Genomic DNA, 17392 nt, shown 5'->3' with positions numbered 1-17392 from the left:
GGGGGTGACGACGGCATGAGACTCACCGACACCAGCGACCTGTGGTGGAAGACCGCCGTCTTCTACAACCTCGACGTCAAGACCTACCTGGATGCCGATGACGACGGCATCGGAGATCTTCGGGGCCTCGCGCAGCGCCTGGACCACTTGGCCGAGCTCGGGGTCACGTGCCTGTGGCTCGCGCCGTTCTACCCCTCGCCACAGCGCGACAACGGTTACGACATCGAGGACTACTACGGCGTCGACCCCCGCTACGGCTCGCTGGGCGACATGGTGGAGGTGCTGCGGACCGCGCACGACCGGGGAATGCGCGTGATCGTCGACCTCGTGGTCAACCACACCTCCGACCAGCACCCCTGGTTCCAGCAGGCGCGGACCAGCCGGGACAACCGGTACCGCCACTTCTACCAGTGGCGCGACGACGTGCCCGACGACGCCCCCGCGAGCATGTTCCCCGATGTCGAAGACGGCGTGTGGTTCTTCGACGAGACGGCGGGGCAGTACTACAAGCACTCGTTCTACCGGCACCAGCCCGATCTCGCGACCGACCACCCCGAGGTGCGCGAAGAGATCGCGAAGGCCATCGGCTTCTGGCTCGAACTGGGCATCGACGGCTTCCGGGTGGACGCCGTGCCCCACCTCATCGACGGGCAGGAGGGACCCGAGCACGAGTTCCTGCGCGAGCTCCGCGGCTACGTCTCGCGCCGCAGCGGTCACGCCATGCTGCTCGGCGAGGTCAACCTGCCCTACGACGAGCAGCTGCGCTTCTTCGGCGACGCCGACGGCGACGAGCTGACCATGCAGTTCGACTTCGTCGCCAATCAGCGGCTCTTCCTCTCGCTCGCCCGTCAGGATGCCGGTCCGCTCCGCGATGCGCTGCTCTCGCGGCCCGACATCGCCCGGGGCAATCAGTGGGGCAACTTCGTGCGCAACCACGACGAGCTCACCCTCGACCAGCTCACGGCCGACGAGCGCGACGAGGTGTTCGAGGCGTTCGCACCGAAGGCGGGTCAGCGCATCCACGGCCGCGGAATCACCCGCCGCCTGCCGTCGATGCTCGAGGGCGACCCTCGTCGCATCCGCATGGTCTACAGCTTGATCTTCTCGCTGCCGGGCGCGCCCGTGCTGTACTACGGCGAAGAGATCGGCATGGGCGAGAACCCCGAGATCGAGGGCAGCCGCGCCGCCGTTCGCACTCCCATGCAGTGGACCGGCGCCGAAGACGCGGGCTTCTCGCACGCCGACGGCGATGATCTCGTCGCGCAGGTGGTCCCCGGCGGCTTCGGCCCGCAGCACGTCAACGTCGCCCAGCAGCGCCACGACCCCGACTCGATGCTGAGGTTCGTCCAGAACCTGGTGCGCCACTACCGCGCTTCGCCCGAGATCGGGTGGGGGGAGCTCGGCATCCTGGATCAGCCGCACGCCTGCGTGCTGGCTCACTCGGTGACGAGCGAACTCGGCATGGTCGTCGCCGCGCACAACTTCGCCCCCGATGGACGCACTTTTCACCTCACTCTCGAGGGAGCGGATGCCGAGGGGTGGAGCGTGGTGAACCTGCTGAGCGACACCGAGGGTCCCGTGCCGCTGAAGGACGGGGGGTTCGAGGTCGCCCTCGAGGGCTACGGCCACAGCTGGTGGCGGGTCATCCGTCCGGGGGAGCGACGCATCGCCTGACCGTCTCGCCAAGCGGGGAGAACGGGCGCGGCGTCCCCCAATGCCGCCGCGCCCGTAGGCGAGAAAAGCGGCAGCCCCGCGTCATCCGACGCACGCGGGCGGAACGAGCCGGGGGGCCGCACGCGATGTCTCGCATTCATCCAAGCACAGAGGATCGTAAATAGCACTCCCGGCGTCACGTAAATACGATCACCTCCCCCCGGGTGAGGGTCGTCTACGATCGAAGACGTGGGTCGTGGCGCTGTCGGACCACCCTCTCGGTACTCCCGACGAGTGGTGGCGAATGTGGATCGCCTGCGCAAGGCGAAAGGGCTCACCGTGGGTGAGCTCATCAGTCGCGCCGGAATGACGAAGAGCTATTACCAGTCGCGGGCCGGTTTCTCGCTGCCGTACAACACCAACGACATCGAATCGCTCGCCGCCGTCCTGGGCGTCGCCCCCGAAGAGCTCGCGAGCCCGGAGTCGGCGCCGCGCGTCGAGATGCGAGTTCCCGCCGGTGCCGTGAGCGAACGCGTGCGCCGACTCATCTCGAGTCAGGCCGCCACCGAGACCGAGCTCCTGGGGCACCTCGACGATGCCGACCCGTCGGTCGCGGCCGGTGCCCGAGGCCTGCTCGACGCCACGACGAACACGGTCGTGGTCGACGAAGAGGTGCTGCGGCAGATCACGCAGTGGGCCGACGTTCCTGTCGAATACCTCACCGACCACACCGACGAGGCGCTCACCGACCGCACCGAGGCCGAACTCGAACTGCGCGAGGCGATGCGCGCGGCGGGGGCCGAGAGCATCCAGTTCCGCGCCCTCGGGCAGATGTCGCCCGACGCCCTGCGCGCGATCGCCCACTCGCTCCGTGGCAGGCCGCCGACACCATGATCGACCGCGAGGGGGACCGGCGATGACGCAGGCCGACGAGACGCGTGCCCGGGTGCAGGCCCGGGTCGATCGCGCGCTCGCGCGCGCCGCGCTCGCGCCGGGGATGACGTTCGCCGAGGTCGTCCGCGCCGTCGAAGCGGCCGTCGACATCCGTCTCACCGTCGTCGCGGAGTCCGACACCGCCACGTGGGGGACCCTGACGGGATTCCTCGCCTACTTCCCCGACCGGCGCGAGGGCACCATCCACGTGCGCGCCGCCGACGCGCCGCTTTACAGCCAGTTCGCCGCGTCGCACGAGCTCGGCCACCTGCTCGACGATGCGCACTGCACGGGAGCGCTGCACGAGCGTTCCTCGGTCTCGCCCCACGCGAACCCCGCCCTCACCACGCCCGAGGTCGAGGCGGAGCTGGTGGCCGAGCACGTCGCTCACGCCATCGCGAAGCTCATGTACACCAGCCCCCGGGTCGCCGAGCTGTCGTGGTGACCGTGCTGCTGATCGATGCGGCGCTGGTCGGACTCGTCCTCGTCGTGGGGGGACGTGCGCGCGTCGCCTGGCGACAGCCCCGCGCCCGCATCGCCTGGCTCGCCGCGCTCGTCGGCGCGATCGCCCTGCTGACCCAGGGGACGGTCATCCCGATCGAGGTGCTCGACGGGGCACTGGGCGGCACGAACATCCTCAAGCTCGTGCAGAACGTGCTCACCATGGTGGCCCTGTGGCTCGGCATCCAGGCGGGAACGGCCCCGGCGACCGCGCGCATCCCCACCCTGCGGTGGCGCTTCCCCCTGCTGCTCGGGGCGCTGTTCGCGGTCGTGTTCTTCGTGGCGGTGCCCGATCGGGGCCCCTCGTCATTCCTGTTCCTCGAGACCGCGGCCGAGACCTCGACCGGAGCGTGGGCGTACGGCGTGCTGCACATGGGCGGGATCGCGCTCGTGGGCGTTCTTCTGCTGCGCTCGGCACGCGGTTCGCTGCCCGTGAGTCGGCTGCTGTTCCGCCTCGGGGCCGTCGCCATCGTGCTCGGCTGCCTCAGCGAGATCGTCGACCTCACCCTCACGCGGTTCTTCACGGCGAACGCCGTGGTCAGCGCCCTGTTCGACCCGCTGTTCTACCTGGGCGTCGTGTCGTTCGTGGCGGGGATCTTCGTCGCGTCGCGCGCCGCGACCACGATCCGGCGTCGGGGCGCGTCGTTGCTCGAGCGTCTCGAGAACCTCGCGCGCGAGCGCGGTGCCACCGACCTCTCGGGCATCGCCCTCGACCCGGCCCTCGACACGCGGCTGTACGCCCTGCGCGTCGCCATCGAAGACGACGCGATCGCGCGGTCCGTGCCCCTGACGCCCGCGCAGCGCGCGCTGCTCGACGACGTCGACGCCCACCTCACCCGCCGAACCCCGGGAGTCCGCGCATGATCCGACCGCTCGTCATCGGTGCGGGTGTGGCCGCGGCCACGCTCGCCGTCGCGCACACGGCGCTCGCCGGCTACGTCGCACGGCGTCTGATCGCGCCGCGCGCCGCGAAGGTCTTCGAGCCCGTCACGATCGCCGGCGACACGGTGTCGGTGCCGGCGACCGGCGACAGTCGACAGCCCGGCACCTACGGACTGCGCCTCGACGACGGAGCGCACCTGATGGTCGGCGACGTCATCCGCGTCGAGGGGGACCGCGTGGTCCGCTCGATCCTCACCCGCCCGGCGGGGCTCGGCGATGGCACCGCGACAGCGGCATGGACCTCGCAGAACATCGGCGCGCCCGAAGACGTCGGTCCCACGCGTCACGTCGCGATTCCGCTGCGCCGAGGCGGAACCGCCGAAGCGTGGGAGATCGGCGACCCGGCGAACGCCGACGGCGGCTGGACCATCCACGTGCACGGGCTGCGCTCGAGTCGCCACGGCGCGCTGCGCTCGGCTCCGGCCTCGAACGACGCCGGATGGATGTCGCTCGTGGTGTCGTACGCCGGTGATGAGGAGGCCGCCCCCGCCGACGCCCTGCCCTCGACCCTCGGCACGCGCGAGTGGCGCGACGTCGACGACGCCATCGCCTACGCGGTCGAGCGGGGGGCCCGCGAGATCGTGCTGGTGGCCTGGTCGATGGGGGCGACGATCGCGATGCTCGCGCTCGAAGAGTCCCGGCACCGCGCACGGATCACCGGCCTCGTGCTCGTCGCGCCCGCGTTGGATTGGACCCGCATCGTGCACAGCGCCGTCGACGGCGCGCACCTGCCCCGCTCGATCGGCGCGTCGGCTCTGCGGGTGCTCGGCAGTCGTGCGGGCGCCGGCGCCCTGGGCCTGATCGAGGCCGTCGACGCCCGCGCCCTGAACTGGGTCGACGGGCCGCGCCCGGGGGCGGCCCTGCCGACGCTCATCGTGCACGGCCGCGCCGACCCGGTGGTGCCGTTCGCGGGTTCGGCGGCGTACGCGACTCGGCATCCCGAGGCCACCCTGGTGGCGTTCGACTCCTCGGGGCACTGCAACGAGGCGAACCAGCAACCCGAGCGATTCCACGACGCCATCGCCGGCTTCCTACGCGAGGTCGCCCGCGCCGCCGCCGCGCGCGGAGAGGGCGGAGCTTCGAGCCCGCGCTCAGGCGTCGAGCACGACCTGGATCGCGCTGCGAGCGCCCCGCTCGGCGAGTGAGGCCCGCGCCGCCAGGTACGCCTCGCGCAGTCGCGCGTTCCGGCCGAGGTCGCCGAACACGGGCGCGTAGTCGAGCAGGGCTGCGGGGTCATCGGCGATGATCGCCCGAAGCTCGTCGAGACGGCTGTCGACGGCCGGGGTCGCCTCGCCCGCTTCGGTGCGTCCCTCGAGGAAGACGCTCCAGCCCGCCAGCACGAGCGCGGCGTGGTCGATGCGTCCGCCCGCGGCGAGCTGCTCGCGCACGACCGGCAGCAGGAACTTGGGCAGACGGTCCGAGCCGTCGACGACCTGACGCGCGAGGGTGTCGCGGATGGCCTCGCTGCCGAAGCGTTCGATGAGTTGGTCGCAGTAGGCATCGAGGTCGATGCCCGGCACCGGGCGCAGGGTCGGGATGGCCTCGGTGTGCATGTACCCCTGCAGGAACGCCACGAACAGCGGGTCGGTGCAGACCTCGTGCACGAACTCGGCTCCCGACAGGATGCCGAGGTAGCTCATCGCCTGGTGCGACGCGTTCAGCAGCCGCAGCTTCATCAGCTCGTACGGCTCGACGTCGGCGACCAGCTGCACCCCGACCTCGTCGAGGGGCGGTCGGCCCGCCGAGAAGGAGTCCTCGAGCACCCACTGCTCGAACGACTCCGAGCGCACGGGCCAGAGGTCCCGGATGCCGAACTCCTCGGCGATCGCGTCACGGGTGGCGTCGGTGGTGACCGGGGTGATGCGGTCGACCATGGAGTTCGGGAACGACACGTTCTCGGCGATCCAGGCGGCGAGCTCGGGGTCGAGCCGTTCGGCGAAGCCCAGCAGGGCGGCACGGGCGACGTGACCGTTGCCCTGGATGTTGTCGCACGACATCACCGTGAAGGCCGGGGTGCCGGCATCCCGTCGGCGGCGCAGCCCCTCGGCGAGGAAGCCCATGACGCTGCGCGGGGCGTCGGTGCCCTCGAGGTCGGCGAGGGTGGCCTCGTCGCGCGGAGCGTAGGCACCGGTCGCGTCGTCGATGCCGTAACCGCCCTCGGTGATGGTCAGCGAGACAATAGCCGTGTCGGCGTCGGCGAGCTTGGCGACCACGGCCTCGGGGTCGTCGGGGGCGAAGAGGTACTGCGCGATCGAGCCGACCACGCGTGCGGTCGAGGTGCCGTCGGGAGCCTCGGTGACGAGCGTGTAGAGGGTGTCCTGCGCGCGCAGCGCATCGCGCATGGCGGCATCGAACGACAGCACGCCGACGCCGCAGAGGGCCCACTCGGTGTGCCCGGCCTCGAGCAGCCGGTCGAGGTACATCGCCTCGTGCGCGCGGTGGAAGCCGCCGACGCCGAAGTGCACGATCCGCGTGCGCACGGCCGCCCGGTCGTACGTCGGGACGGAGACGTTCGCCGCGAGGGAGGGGAGGGCGGCGGCGGTGAGATCGGTCATGCGGGACTCCGTGGGTGCGGCGGTGGCAGGGGACCCGAGCCGTCGACGGGCTCGGGAGGGGTCTTTCGCGTCGGTGGCGCTTCGCACGCGAAGGGGGATGCCGGGACCCCCACGCGGATGTGGGGGTCCCGGCATCCGGGGTGTCAGCAGCTGGACTTGTAGACGGCGTCGGCGCCGTCGGTGGTGATGTTGTCCTTGGTGAGGATGGTGAAGCCGGTCTGGATCTTCTCCTCCGTCGCCTCGCCCTTCAGCGCGGCGATGGCCTGCTTCACGCCGTCGGAGCCGATGGTGGCGGGCTCCTGGGCGACCAGGGCCTGGACGGTTCCGGCTTCGAGGGCCTTCACCTGGGCGGGGCCGGCGTCGAAGCCGACGATGGTGATCGATCCCTGCTTGCCGGCCTGCTGGACACCGGTGGCGGAGCCTTCGGCGGCGAACAGGTTGGCGGCGAAGATGCCGACGATGTCGGGGTCCTTCTGCAGCGCCGCGGTGACGATCTCGGCAGCGGTGGAGGGCTCGTTGTGCGAGTACTGCACCCCCACCGACTCGAACTTGCTGTCCTTGGCGACGGCGTCTTCGAAGCCCTGGGCGCGGGCGTCGGTGGTGGAGACACCGGGGTCGGTCGACACGACGAGAACCTTGCCGCCGTTCGGGTTGGCCTTCTGGATCGCCTCGAACGCTGCGGCGCCGCCGCCTTCGTTGTCGGACGAGATCTGCGACACGGCACCGGAGGGGTCCTCGAGCGTGGTGTCGACCAGGACGACCTTGATCCCGGCGGCCTCGGCGGCGGCGATCGGCGCCTGCATCGCGGACACGTCGGTGGGGGCGATGAGCAGTGCGTCGGGCTGGGAGGCGACGACGGCGTCGACGATGGGCTTCTGCAGGGTGGGGTCGAACTTCTCGGGGCCCTGGGTCGTGACCGTGGCGCCCTCCTTCTCGGCCTCGGCCTGGATGCCGCACTGCATGGAGATGTAGAACTCGTCTCCGGCGACGCCCTGCACGAACGCGATCTTGTCCCCGTCGGCGCCGGCCGACGCGCCGCCCGAGGCGGCTCCGCCCGAACACCCCGCGAGGGTGAGCGTCGCTGCCATACCGAAGACCGTCAGTGCGGTCGCCTTCTTGTTCCACTTCATTGTGATCACCATTCTTTTTTCGGGTTGTCCTGTGTCGGGTTCTTCTTGGTGGGGTGGGGTTCGAGGGGAAAGGGAGCAGGGGTGCCGCCGCGGCTCAGCCGCGCCGACCTCCGCTGATGAACTTGCGCCAGAGGCCCTGCGAGTTGCCTCGGGTGGCGGCGGTGCGGCGCACCTGGTCGACGTAGACGGCGGTGATCAGCACCGCGCCCACCGCGACCTGCTGCCAGAAGGGCTGCACGCCGGTGATGACGAAGCCGTTCTGCAGCACCGCGGGGATGAACAGACCCACGACCGTGCCCATGATCGTTCCGACGCCGCCGAAGAGCGACGTGCCACCGATCACGACGGCGGCGATGACGTTCAGGTTGGTCTGGGTCTGACCCGCGATGGCGGTGGTCGAGAACTGTGACAGCGAGAGGATGCCGCCGAGCCCGGCCAGGGCGCCCGAGATCGTGTAGATCTTGATCAGCTGCGCGTCGACCTTCACGCCGACCCGGCGTGCTGCGATCTCGCTCGAGCCGACGGCCAGCGTGTAGAGGCCGAAGCGCGTGTAGTGCAGCACGATGGCGCCGATGATGACGACGACCAAGGCGATCACGCTGATGATCGGGACGCTGCCGAACACGTTGCCGTAGCCGATCGAGACCGTCAGCACGGTGGGCACGTCGCGCACGTCGACGCCGCCGGTGAGGATCTGGGCGAGGCCCAGGGCCATGCCGAGCGAGCCGAGCGTCACGATGAGCGGCGGGATCTTGGCTTTGGCGATGAGGAAGCCGTTCAGCAGCCCCCAGCAGACGCCGCTGAGGATCGAGACGATGATGCCGATGGTGGCGACGCCCCAGCCTTCGCCGCCCAGGGCCCGCATCACGAGCGCCGAGACGACACCCGAGAACACGAGCACCGATCCGACGGAGAGGTCGATGCCGGCGGTGATGATGACGTAGGTCATGCCGACCGCGAGCACGGCGAGGATCGAGGCGTTCTGGATGATGAGGCGGAAGTTCGACCACTGGGCGAACGACTCGGGAGCCAGGATGCTGAAGACGATGATGATGGCCAGCAGTACCAGCAGGATCTGGAACGCCTGCGTGCGCAGGACGGCCTTGATCGGGTTCGTCTTGTGGGTGTCGAAGGTGCCGATGGCCACCGTCTCGGTGGGAGGCGTCTGCGTGCTCACTTCTGGTCGTCCTTCGTGACGGCGCCGGTCATGAGTCCGACGAGTTCTTCCATGGAGGTGTCCGCGGCCTTGATGTTGGCGACGCGGGTACCGAGGCGCAGCACCTGGATGCGGTCGCTGACGTCGATGACGTGCGGCATCGAGTGCGAGATGAAGACCACGGCGATGCCCTTGTCGCGGACGCGCCGGATGGTCTCGAGCACGTTCTTCGTCTGACGCACGCCGAGGGCGGCGGTGGGTTCGTCGAGGAAGACGACGCGCGACGCCCAGTGCACGGCGCGGGCGATCGCGATCGCCTGCCGCTGTCCGCCTGACATCTCACCGACGGGCGAGGTGAGCGAGCGCACGGTGGCGCCGAGCTCGTCGAACGCCGCGCGGGAGGCGACGGCCATGTCCTTCGTCTTCATGAACCCGAGGGCTCCGGCCAGGCCGGGGCGGCGGAGTTCGCGGCCGAGGTACATGTTCTGCACCGGGTCGAGGTGCGGGGCGAGCGCGAGGTCCTGGTAGACCGTCTCGATTCCCAGGCCCGAGGCGACCTGGGGGTTCGACATGTCGATCGGGGTGCCGTCGAAGCGGATCTCGCCCTCGTCGGTGGCGAGGTTGCCGGACAGGGCCTTCACGAGCGTCGACTTGCCGGCGCCGTTGTCGCCGATGAGGGCGGTGACCTCTCCGGGGTAGACCTCGAAGTCGACGTTGTGCAGGGCGCGGACGGATCCGAACTGACGCGACAGACCCCGCGCCTGCAGCACGGGCACGGTCGTGGTGGTGCTCATGAGGCAGCTCCTTCGTGGTGGCCGACGCCCCCGGCGGGGGCGTCGGAGACGGTGATGACGAGATCGGCGCGGTGGCGCCCGCGCTCGACGACGAGAGCGTTGGCCTCGTCGACGTCGCGGACCCAGGCGACGGCGTCGTCGTGGGGATGGTCGTGGGACAGGCGGCGTGCGACGAGACGTTCGCGGCGGGTGTCGGCCTCGATGTCGAGGAACCAGACCTCGTCGAGACGGGATGCCACGGCATCCCACCCGAAGTCGTCGTGCAGCAGGTAGTTGCCCTCGGTGATGACGAGGGGGACGTCGGCGGGCACGAGCACCGCCGAGCCGATGGACTCCTCGAGGCCGCGGTCGAAGCGCGGGGCGTAGACGGCGTGGCCGGCGCGGAGGCGATCGAGCAGGGCGACGTAGCCCTCGACGTCGAACGTGTCGGGGGCGCCCTTGCGGTCGCGGCGACCAAGGCGCTCGAGCTCATCGTTGGCGAGATGGAAGCCGTCCATCCCCACCAGGACCGCGTCGGATCCGAGGGCGGCGAGCAGCGCATCGCTCACCGTCGACTTGCCCGCGCCGGGGGTGCCCGCCAGTCCCAGCACGCGGCGCTCGCCGGTCGCCGCGAGGTTCCGGGCACGGGCGACGAGGTCGTCGAGGTGCACGGTGACGGCGGCGGCCGTCGCGGCGTTATCCGAGGTGTGGGTCACAGCGGTGTGGTCCTTCCGGGCGACGCCGCACATCGGAGTGCTGCGTCGGTGAAGCGGGTCCGGCGGGAGGCCGCCGGTCGAACTCCGGTTACGGTAAGCCCGTGATGACACCGGTGTCAACACCCGTGATCAATTCGTCATGACACCGAAGTCATCCGCGTGATTCTGTGGTTATCATGGGCCGCGGCGACATCGACGTCGCCCCCGACATCGTGAACCCGAAAGAGCCCCGCCCATGAGCGAATTCTCCGACCGCACCATTCTCGTCACCGGCGCCGGTGGCGGCATCGGCGGCACCACCGTCCGCCACCTCGTCGCCGCCGGTGCGACCGTGCTCGCCGCCGGTCGCACGGCCGACAGCGTCGCCGCCATCGCCGAAGAGACCGGCGCCGAGCCCGTCGTGTTCGACCTCGAGTCGGAGGACGAGATCCGCGCCGCGATCGAGGGACGCGACCTCTACGGCGTCGTCAACTGCGGCGGATGGGGCGGCGAGATCGCCACCCCCATGGAGACCGACATCGACGTGTTCGACAAGGTCATGAGCATCAACGCCCGCGGCTCGCTGCTGGTCACCAAGTACGCCTCGCGCGAGATGATCCGCGTCGGCAAGGGCGGCGCCATCGTCAACGTCTCGAGCCAGGCGAGCCTCGTCGCCCTCACCGGCCACATCTCGTACGGCTCGTCGAAGGCGGCGCTCGACAACATCACGCGCGTCTCCGCCCTCGAGCTGGGCGGCTACGGCATCCGCGTCAACAGCGTCAACCCGACCGTCGTGATGACGCCGATGTCGGCCTGGTACTGGGGGCGCCCCGACATCGAGGGCCCGTTCCTCGACGCGATGCCCCTGCACAAGTGGGCCACCGAAGACGACATCGCGGCCCCCATCGTGTTCCTCCTCAGCGACGGCGCCGGCATGATCTCGGGCGTCTCGCTGCCGATCGACGGCGGCTACTCGAGCCGCTGATCCCGGATGCCACGGGGCGGCGTCGCGGTGGGCGACGCCGTTCCGCGGTCTGTCGTGCGGTGGGCGGTGCGCCGGGCTACAGGCCGAGCGTCCGCCGCAGGAAGTTGTTGCGGAAGACGCCGCGGGGGTCGACCCGATGTGCCGCGGCGGTGAAATCGTCGATCCGGGCGAGGCTCGCCCGCACGGCCTCGCCGGGCATGGTGAACGCCTTGCCCCAGTGCGGGCGCACGTCGAACGGCGCGAGGGCGGCCTCGATGGGCGGGAGCACCGCGAGGACCCCGTCGGTGTCGTTGCGCCAGGTGAAGTGGATGGCGATCACATCGCGCTGATACGCGGGGCTCAGCCAGAGTTCGTCGGCGGCGACGGTGCGCAGCTCGGAGACGAGCAGCTGCGCGGAGAACGCGGGGGCGATCGCGCGCACCGCCGCGAGCGCATCGCGGGCGGAGGCCATCGGCACGAAGTACTCGGATTGGATCTCGTCGCCGTCGCTCGGCAGGGCGTCGGCGCGGAAGTGCGGAAGGCGCGTGTGCCACGGGCCCGGTGTGCCGCGCGGAGTGGTGTTGTCGACGGTGCGGATGCGTCCCAGGTGGATGTCGTCGCCGACGGGGCGGCCCCCGAGCGCCTCCACCCAGTCCGGTGCGCCGTCGTCGCTCTTGGCCCACACCAGATCGTGCGCCGGGTCGCCCCACGTCGTGAAGACGCTGACGCTGCGTGAGCCGCCGAACACGCGCTCGGGTTCGCCCACGATGTCGTCCCACGCCACGCCGGTGTACGCCTGCTGCGTCACCGTGTACGACGGTTCGGTCTGCAGCTCGACGGCGGTGATCACGCCGAACGCGCCGATGCCGAGCGCCGCGGCGGCGAACCACTCGTGCGTCTGGTCGATGTGGTGCGTCTGGCCGTCGGCATCCATGACGTCGACCGCGCGAACCGCGCTCGACAGGTTGCCGTTGCCGAGACCCGAGCCGTGCGTGCCCGTCGCGGTGGCGCCGGCCACGGAGATGTGGGGCAGCGAGCCGAGGTTGTGCAGGGCGCGGCCCTCGGCCTCGAGCACCGGGGCGAGCTCGGCGAAGGTGACCAGTCCCTCGACGCGGGCGCGGTCCCCGTCGATCTCGATGCGCACGGGCAGCTGCTCGAGCGAGACGAGCACACCGTCGGTGTCGCCCACGTCGTTGAACGTGTGACGCGTCGCCTGCACGCGCACCGCGTCGGCGGAGGTCAGTACCTTGGCGAGCTCGTCGAGGTCACCGGGCAGCAGTGTCTCGGCGGCACGGTAGCGGTGGTTGCCCGACCAGGTGGCGCCGGGGGGTCGTGTCTGCATCAGTGCTCTCCTCGCGTGGATGTCCCTATCCTGCCCCGCACCACCGACATTCGGGTGGGCGCGTGCGAGTGCGGCGGCGGTGCGGAGGGGAGGGTCGGGGACCAGCGGAGGGTGGATCGGGCGCTGCGGTCCTCCGCTCGTCCCTAACACTCCGCTCGTCCCGCCCCGCGCCGCCTCAGCGCTCAGCCGCCCCGGCTCAGCGCGCCGGGAACAGCGCGGCCTCGAACACCGCCTCGGCGGCGCCCACCAGCAGGCGGTCCTCGCCGAGCTCCGCGACGGCGAGACGCAGACCCTCGGCGCACGCGGGGATGGTCTGCGCCCGCACGGCCGCGTCGAGTCCGGCCAGGTCGCGCGCCGCGAGCACGGCGAGGAACCCGCCCAGCACGATCACAGCCGGGTTCAGCACGTTGGCGGCGTTCGCCAGGGCCGTGGCGAGGATGCGCCGTTGGCGATCCACCTCGGAGACGTCGGGAATGGATGCCAGAGCACGGGCGAGGGCGGCGTCGTCACCGCCGTCGAGGGCCGCGGCGGCGAGCAGGTGGGCCCGGCTCACCTCGTCTTCGAGCACGCCGTCGGCCGCCCGCCGGTCGGCGATGTCAACGATGCCGGGGCGGTTCTGCCCGAATTCTCCCGCGTAGCCTCCCGCTCCGCCGAGGGGGGTGCCCCCGACGATCACGGCGCCGCCGATACCGCTCGCGCCGCCGTTGAGGTAGACGACGTCGTGCGCTCCGCGCGCGGCACCGAAGAGGTACTCGGCGAGTGCGCCGAGGGCGGCGTCGTTGCCGACGTGGGCGGGGAGGGTCGTGGCATCCGTCACCAACTGTGAGAGCGGGGCGTCGATCCATCCGAGGTGCGGGGCTTCGCGCACGAGTCCGTCGGAGGCCCGCACCGGTCCCGGCACGGCGATGCCCACCCCGGTGATCCGGGCGTCGGCGAGGGGGCCGCGACGCCAGGCCGCCAGCCGCTGGGCGATGATCTCGGCGGTGCGTTCGGGGGTGAGCAGCGCCCGCTGGTCGAGGCGTTCGCGCACGAGGATCGTGCCGTCGAGGGCGATCGCCGCGAGGTCCAGCGCGTCGACCTCGGGGTTGGCCGCCACGGCGACGACGCGGGGGTCGGGGGCGACGATCGGCGAGGGGCGGCCCACGCGACCCTGAGTATCGGACGCCCGCTCGATCACGAGCCCCCCGCGCTGCAGTTCTCCGACGAGGTCGGCGATCGTGGAGCGGTTCAGTCCGGTGGCCTCGGTCAGCGCGGCGCGCGAGCGCGGGCCCTCGCGGTGCACGGTTCGCAGCACGAGCGAGAGATTGGCGCGGCGCATGCCGTCGCCCCGAGTGCCCGCGGTGACCATGCGACCACTGTGCCATGCGCCGAGCGCTCGGCCCATGCGCGTCGGTGTCTCGTGCGGGGCCTGCGCCGCTTGCCGTGAAGAGGCGATGTTCCCACCCCGGGCCTAGCTAGCGGTGCCAGGATCGGAGCATGGACCTTTCCGGCATCCCCATCACCACCCTCCAGGGCGAAGAGACGACCTTCGGCGCGCTCACCGACGGCAAGGCGGCGCTCGTGGTCAACGTCGCCTCGCGCTGCGGGCTCGCGGGGCAGTACGAGATCCTCGAGGCGCTGCACAAGCGCTACGCCGAGCGCGGATTCACCGTGATCGGCTTCCCGAGCAACCAGTTCCTGCAGGAGCTCAGCGACAGCGAGAAGATCGAGCAGTACTGCTCGGCGACGTGGGGCGTCACCTTCCCGATGACCGAGAAGGTCAAGGTCAACGGGCGCAGCGCCCACCCCCTGTACAAGGAGCTCACGACGACCCCGGATGCCGAGGGCAAGACCGGTCGCATCTCGTGGAACTTCGAGAAGTTCGTCGTGGCCCCCGACGGCCGTGTGGCGCGCTTCAGCCCGCGCACCCAGCCCGACGACCCCGAGGTCATCGCCGCGATCGAGGGGGCGCTCCCGCGCTGACGTCCTGACGCGCTGGCGCGCTGGCGCCGTGACGCGCTGGCGCCGTAACGGCTGGCGTCTTGACGCGCTGGCGCCCTCCCGGAGCCGTGACGCCGAGGGCGGCGTGCCTTGGCTGTCGAGTGTCCAGAACACGCCGTCTCCGCCCGGGGCGGTGCGGCGTGCCCTGGACACTCGACGGGGGAGCGGCAACGGGGCACGGGAACGCGGCGGGTCGATGTCGGAGGGCTGCCCTATCCTGACCGGGACCTGACCCGTGAAGGAGTCGCCATGGCCGATGCCGTCGTCCTCGTCTCCGGTGGTGCGGCCGTCTCGCCGTACACCGACCCCGATCACGCCGCCGGCCGCGGCCTGGCCGCGGGCAATACGCTCACCGCGCTGCGCCGACACCTTCTCGATCGGGGCCGGCGGGTGTACACCGCGCCCGCCCGCCTCGGGGTCGGAGAGGTGCGGGCGGATGCCGGGTGGCAGGGCTTCGACGACGTGCCCGTCGTGTTGCCCGCCGAGATGACGATCAACTCGGTCGGCACGATCGACGACGCCGGCGTCGCGCTCGCCGCGTTCTTGCACCGGCTCGCCGCCGAGCACGCGGTGACGAGCGTCGACCTCGTGGGGCATTCGATGGGTGGGCTGTTCGCCCGCGCCGCGATCCGCGAGCTGGGCGACGAGGACCCGCGTGCCGAGCGGCTCGTCACCCTCGGCACCCCGTGGGACGGCGCGGTGCTCGGTGATGCCGTCGCGGGCGAGATCACGGATGCCGACGCGCACGGCGACCCGTCGACGACGACGATCCTCGCGCAGGCGCGCGCGTACGCCGCGGCGAACTCCGAGGGCGCGGCCGCGCAGGTGTCCCATCGATACCTGCGCGAGTGGAATCGGGCGCAGACGGGAGTGCTCGACGGCATCCCGGTCACCGCGATCGGCGCGGGGTACTTCGCCGCGGCGGTCGAGCCGGCGCGGCTCTGGCCGCACGACGGTCTCGTCTCGCTCCGCAGCGGGCGCGCCGACGACATCCCCGCCGAGGTGCTTCCCGAGGCGAGGCGTCACGCGTTCCCCGACGACGTGCACAGCATCTTCTTCGCCGATGCGTTCGGGCTGCCGTGGGAGCGCGCGCTGACGTGGGACCCCGCGGTGTTCGCGGTCGTCGACGAGGCCCTGGGAATCTGACCGGAACGCTGGACGCCGTGGCATCCGGGTTATATGTTGTGAGAACCAACAAACCCGTGCGTCACCGCGCACTCGTGCGTCTCCATGCGAAGGAGCAGGAATGCCCACCCCCACCCGCGATGACAAGTTCTCGTTCGGCCTCTGGACCGTCGGCTACAACGGCGCCGACCCGTTCGGCGGCCCGACCCGCCCGGCCCTCGACGTCGTGCACGCCGTCGAGAAGCTCGCCGAACTCGGCGCCTACGGCCTCACCTTCCACGACGACGACCTCTTCGCCTTCGGCTCCACCGACGCCGAGCGCCAGAAGCAGATCGACCGTCTGAAGGGCGCGATGCAGGACACCGGCATCATCACGCCGATGGTCACCACAAACCTGTTCTCGGCCCCCGTCTTCAAGGACGGCGGCTTCACCTCGAACGACCGCGAGGTGCGCCGCTTCGCCCTGCGCAAGGTTCTGCGCAACCTCGACCTCGCCGCCGAACTCGGCGCGAAGACCTTCGTCATGTGGGGTGGCCGCGAGGGCGCCGAATACGACTCGGCGAAAGACATCCGCCAGGCACTCGAGCGCTACCGCGAGGCCGTCAACCTGCTCGGCGACTACGTCACCGACAAGGGCTACGACATCCGCTTCGCGATCGAGCCGAAGCCCAACGAGCCCCGCGGCGACATCCTGCTGCCGACCCTCGGCCACGCGATCGCCTTCATCGACTCGCTCGAGCGTCCCGAGCTCGTGGGCGTCAACCCCGAGGTCGGTCACGAGCAGATGGCGGGCCTGAACTTCTCGGCCGGCATCGCCCAGGCGCTGTACCACGGCAAGCTCTTCCACATCGACCTCAACGGCCAGCGCGGCATCAAGTACGACCAGGACCTCGTCTTCGGCCACGGTGACCTGCACAACGCGTTCGCGCTCGTCGACCTGCTCGAAAACGGTGGCCCCGGCGGCGTTCCCGCCTACGACGGTCCCCGCCACTTCGACTACAAGCCCTCGCGCACCGAAGACGAGACGGGCGTCTGGGACTCGGTCTCGGCCAACATGAACACCTACCTGCTGCTGAAGGAGCGCGCCGCGGCCTTCCGCGCCGACCCCGAGGTGCAGGCGGCGCTCGAGGCATCGAAGGTCCCCGAGCTCGCTCAGCCGACGCTGAACGAGGGCGAGAGCTACGACGACTTCCTCGCCGACCGCTCGGCCTACGAGGACTTCGACACCGACGCGTACCTCGGCGGCAAGGGCTTCGGCTTCGTCCGCCTGCAGCAGCTCGCCACCGAGCACCTGCTCGGCGCGCGCTGAACTGCACGGGCCCGGATGCCGCGGCATCCGGGCCCGATGCCCCGCCCGGGTCAGGTCTCGGCGTCGCACCCCGTTGAGTGTCCAGAACACGCCGTTCCGGACCGAGCGGGTGCGGCGTTTCGTGGACACTCGACGGGGGAGGCCGCGCCGCCCGTCCGACCCGCCCAACCGTCGCGTCATCATGCCGTTGAGTGTCCAGAACACGCCGTTCCGGACCGAGCGGGTGCGGCGTTCCCTGGACACTCGACCAGGGGAGGCCTGCCCGCCCGGCTGCCCCGCCCGGCGGCGGCGCCGCCCGTCCGGCCCGCCCAACCGCCGCGTCATCACCCCGTTG

16 protein-coding genes are annotated in these 17392 nt (G+C 71.0%); 9 read left to right on the top strand and 7 right to left on the bottom strand.

What is annotated here, in order from left to right; genetic code table 11:
- The first annotated feature begins 15 nt into the window (after nucleotides 1-15).
- From IFU19_RS16135 to IFU19_RS16115, 5 genes are all read left to right on the top strand, one after another.
- The gene (locus IFU19_RS16135) at nucleotides 16-1674 is read left to right on the top strand and encodes an alpha-amylase family protein (RefSeq protein WP_192212196.1); all 1659 of its coding nucleotides are present in this window, start codon (nucleotides 16-18) and stop codon (nucleotides 1672-1674) included.
- A gap of 318 nt (nucleotides 1675-1992) precedes the next feature.
- Nucleotides 1993-2547 carry a hypothetical protein gene (locus IFU19_RS16475; protein WP_199858839.1) on the top strand — a complete coding sequence of 185 codons (555 nt, stop codon included), beginning with the start codon at nucleotides 1993-1995 and terminating at the stop codon, nucleotides 2545-2547.
- A 22-nt stretch (nucleotides 2548-2569) separates the two neighbouring features.
- A complete protein-coding gene (locus IFU19_RS16125) occupies nucleotides 2570-3031 on the top strand; it encodes a hypothetical protein (RefSeq protein WP_055839366.1) in 462 nt (153 codons plus the stop codon).
- Nucleotides 3025-3951 (top strand): hypothetical protein, encoded by a 927-nt coding sequence (locus IFU19_RS16120; RefSeq protein WP_207301775.1) that lies wholly within the window; start codon nucleotides 3025-3027, stop codon nucleotides 3949-3951. Before IFU19_RS16125 ends, IFU19_RS16120 begins: the two co-directional genes overlap by 7 nt.
- A complete protein-coding gene (locus IFU19_RS16115; RefSeq protein ID WP_192212194.1) occupies nucleotides 3948-5174 on the top strand; it encodes an alpha/beta fold hydrolase in 1227 nt (408 codons plus the stop codon). Before IFU19_RS16120 ends, IFU19_RS16115 begins: the two co-directional genes overlap by 4 nt.
- Here IFU19_RS16115 and IFU19_RS16110 read toward each other — a convergent pair.
- The 5 genes from IFU19_RS16110 to IFU19_RS16090 all read right to left on the bottom strand — a co-directional run bounded on the left by IFU19_RS16110 (nucleotide 5121) and on the right by IFU19_RS16090 (nucleotide 10359).
- Nucleotides 5121-6584, bottom strand: coding sequence for a mannitol dehydrogenase family protein (locus IFU19_RS16110; RefSeq protein ID WP_192212193.1), 1464 nt, complete (start codon nucleotides 6582-6584; stop codon nucleotides 5121-5123). The two genes, IFU19_RS16115 and IFU19_RS16110, sit on opposite strands and share 54 nt — an antisense overlap.
- Nucleotides 6585-6727: 143 nt before the next feature.
- The gene (locus tag IFU19_RS16105) at nucleotides 6728-7714 is read right to left on the bottom strand and encodes an ABC transporter substrate-binding protein (protein ID WP_192212192.1); all 987 of its coding nucleotides are present in this window, start codon (nucleotides 7712-7714) and stop codon (nucleotides 6728-6730) included.
- 94 nt (nucleotides 7715-7808) lie between these two features.
- Nucleotides 7809-8891: an ABC transporter permease subunit gene (locus IFU19_RS16100; RefSeq protein ID WP_192212191.1), complete on the bottom strand. Its 1083-nt coding sequence runs from the start codon at nucleotides 8889-8891 to the stop codon at nucleotides 7809-7811.
- Nucleotides 8888-9664: an ATP-binding cassette domain-containing protein gene (locus IFU19_RS16095; protein ID WP_055839350.1), complete on the bottom strand. Its 777-nt coding sequence runs from the start codon at nucleotides 9662-9664 to the stop codon at nucleotides 8888-8890. Before IFU19_RS16095 ends, IFU19_RS16100 begins: the two co-directional genes overlap by 4 nt.
- The gene (locus IFU19_RS16090) at nucleotides 9661-10359 is read right to left on the bottom strand and encodes a nucleoside/nucleotide kinase family protein (RefSeq protein ID WP_342343443.1); all 699 of its coding nucleotides are present in this window, start codon (nucleotides 10357-10359) and stop codon (nucleotides 9661-9663) included. The genes IFU19_RS16095 and IFU19_RS16090 overlap by 4 nt, the downstream gene beginning before the upstream one ends.
- A gap of 235 nt (nucleotides 10360-10594) precedes the next feature.
- Here IFU19_RS16090 and IFU19_RS16085 point away from each other — a divergent pair, with 235 nt between their 5' ends.
- Nucleotides 10595-11323: an SDR family oxidoreductase gene (locus IFU19_RS16085; protein ID WP_070409280.1), complete on the top strand. Its 729-nt coding sequence runs from the start codon at nucleotides 10595-10597 to the stop codon at nucleotides 11321-11323.
- 76 nt (nucleotides 11324-11399) lie between these two features.
- Here the strand turns inward: IFU19_RS16085 and IFU19_RS16080 are convergent, their stop codons facing one another.
- Both IFU19_RS16080 and IFU19_RS16075 read right to left on the bottom strand, forming a co-directional pair.
- Nucleotides 11400-12644, bottom strand: a complete 1245-nt coding sequence (locus IFU19_RS16080) for a D-arabinono-1,4-lactone oxidase (RefSeq protein ID WP_192212190.1) — start codon at nucleotides 12642-12644, stop codon at nucleotides 11400-11402.
- 196 nt (nucleotides 12645-12840) lie between these two features.
- Nucleotides 12841-13992 (bottom strand): ROK family transcriptional regulator, encoded by a 1152-nt coding sequence (locus IFU19_RS16075; RefSeq protein WP_192212189.1) that lies wholly within the window; start codon nucleotides 13990-13992, stop codon nucleotides 12841-12843.
- Between the two features lie 128 nt (nucleotides 13993-14120).
- Here IFU19_RS16075 and IFU19_RS16070 point away from each other — a divergent pair, with 128 nt between their 5' ends.
- The 3 genes from IFU19_RS16070 (at nucleotide 14121) to xylA (ending at nucleotide 17058) form a co-directional block, all read left to right on the top strand.
- Nucleotides 14121-14606 carry a glutathione peroxidase gene (locus IFU19_RS16070; RefSeq protein ID WP_055839341.1) on the top strand — a complete coding sequence of 162 codons (486 nt, stop codon included), beginning with the start codon at nucleotides 14121-14123 and terminating at the stop codon, nucleotides 14604-14606.
- A 267-nt stretch (nucleotides 14607-14873) separates the two neighbouring features.
- The gene (locus IFU19_RS16065) at nucleotides 14874-15770 is read left to right on the top strand and encodes an esterase/lipase family protein (RefSeq protein WP_192212188.1); all 897 of its coding nucleotides are present in this window, start codon (nucleotides 14874-14876) and stop codon (nucleotides 15768-15770) included.
- Nucleotides 15771-15870: 100 nt separating this feature from the next.
- Nucleotides 15871-17058, top strand: coding sequence for a xylose isomerase (gene xylA / locus IFU19_RS16060; protein WP_192212187.1), 1188 nt, complete (start codon nucleotides 15871-15873; stop codon nucleotides 17056-17058).
- Nucleotides 17059-17392: the final 334 nt, after the last annotated feature.

This window comes from Microbacterium sp. CFBP 8794 (assembly GCF_014841235.1).
In the GTDB taxonomy this organism is placed as follows: domain Bacteria; phylum Actinomycetota; class Actinomycetes; order Actinomycetales; family Microbacteriaceae; genus Microbacterium.
The sequence above is the reverse complement of the archived record's forward strand: the minus strand, read 5'-3'. Positions and strand labels throughout refer to the sequence as shown.

Bases quoted from the DNA above. Each gene is read 5' to 3' on its own strand.
- IFU19_RS16135 (WP_192212196.1), top strand. From the start codon at position 16: ATGAGACTCACCGACACCAGCGACCTGTGGTGGAAGACCGCCGTCTTC.
- IFU19_RS16125 (WP_055839366.1), top strand. From the start codon at position 2,570: ATGACGCAGGCCGACGAGACGCGTGCCCGGGTGCAGGCCCGGGTCGAT.
- IFU19_RS16115 (WP_192212194.1), top strand. From the start codon at position 3,948: ATGATCCGACCGCTCGTCATCGGTGCGGGTGTGGCCGCGGCCACGCTC.
- IFU19_RS16110 (WP_192212193.1), bottom strand. From the start codon at position 6,584: ATGACCGATCTCACCGCCGCCGCCCTCCCCTCCCTCGCGGCGAACGTC.
- IFU19_RS16105 (WP_192212192.1), bottom strand. From the start codon at position 7,714: ATGAAGTGGAACAAGAAGGCGACCGCACTGACGGTCTTCGGTATGGCA.
- IFU19_RS16095 (WP_055839350.1), bottom strand. From the start codon at position 9,664: ATGAGCACCACCACGACCGTGCCCGTGCTGCAGGCGCGGGGTCTGTCG.
- IFU19_RS16085 (WP_070409280.1), top strand. From the start codon at position 10,595: ATGAGCGAATTCTCCGACCGCACCATTCTCGTCACCGGCGCCGGTGGC.
- IFU19_RS16080 (WP_192212190.1), bottom strand. From the start codon at position 12,644: ATGCAGACACGACCCCCCGGCGCCACCTGGTCGGGCAACCACCGCTAC.
- IFU19_RS16075 (WP_192212189.1), bottom strand. From the start codon at position 13,992: ATGGTCACCGCGGGCACTCGGGGCGACGGCATGCGCCGCGCCAATCTC.
- IFU19_RS16070 (WP_055839341.1), top strand. From the start codon at position 14,121: ATGGACCTTTCCGGCATCCCCATCACCACCCTCCAGGGCGAAGAGACG.
- IFU19_RS16065 (WP_192212188.1), top strand. From the start codon at position 14,874: ATGGCCGATGCCGTCGTCCTCGTCTCCGGTGGTGCGGCCGTCTCGCCG.
- xylA (WP_192212187.1), top strand. From the start codon at position 15,871: ATGCCCACCCCCACCCGCGATGACAAGTTCTCGTTCGGCCTCTGGACC.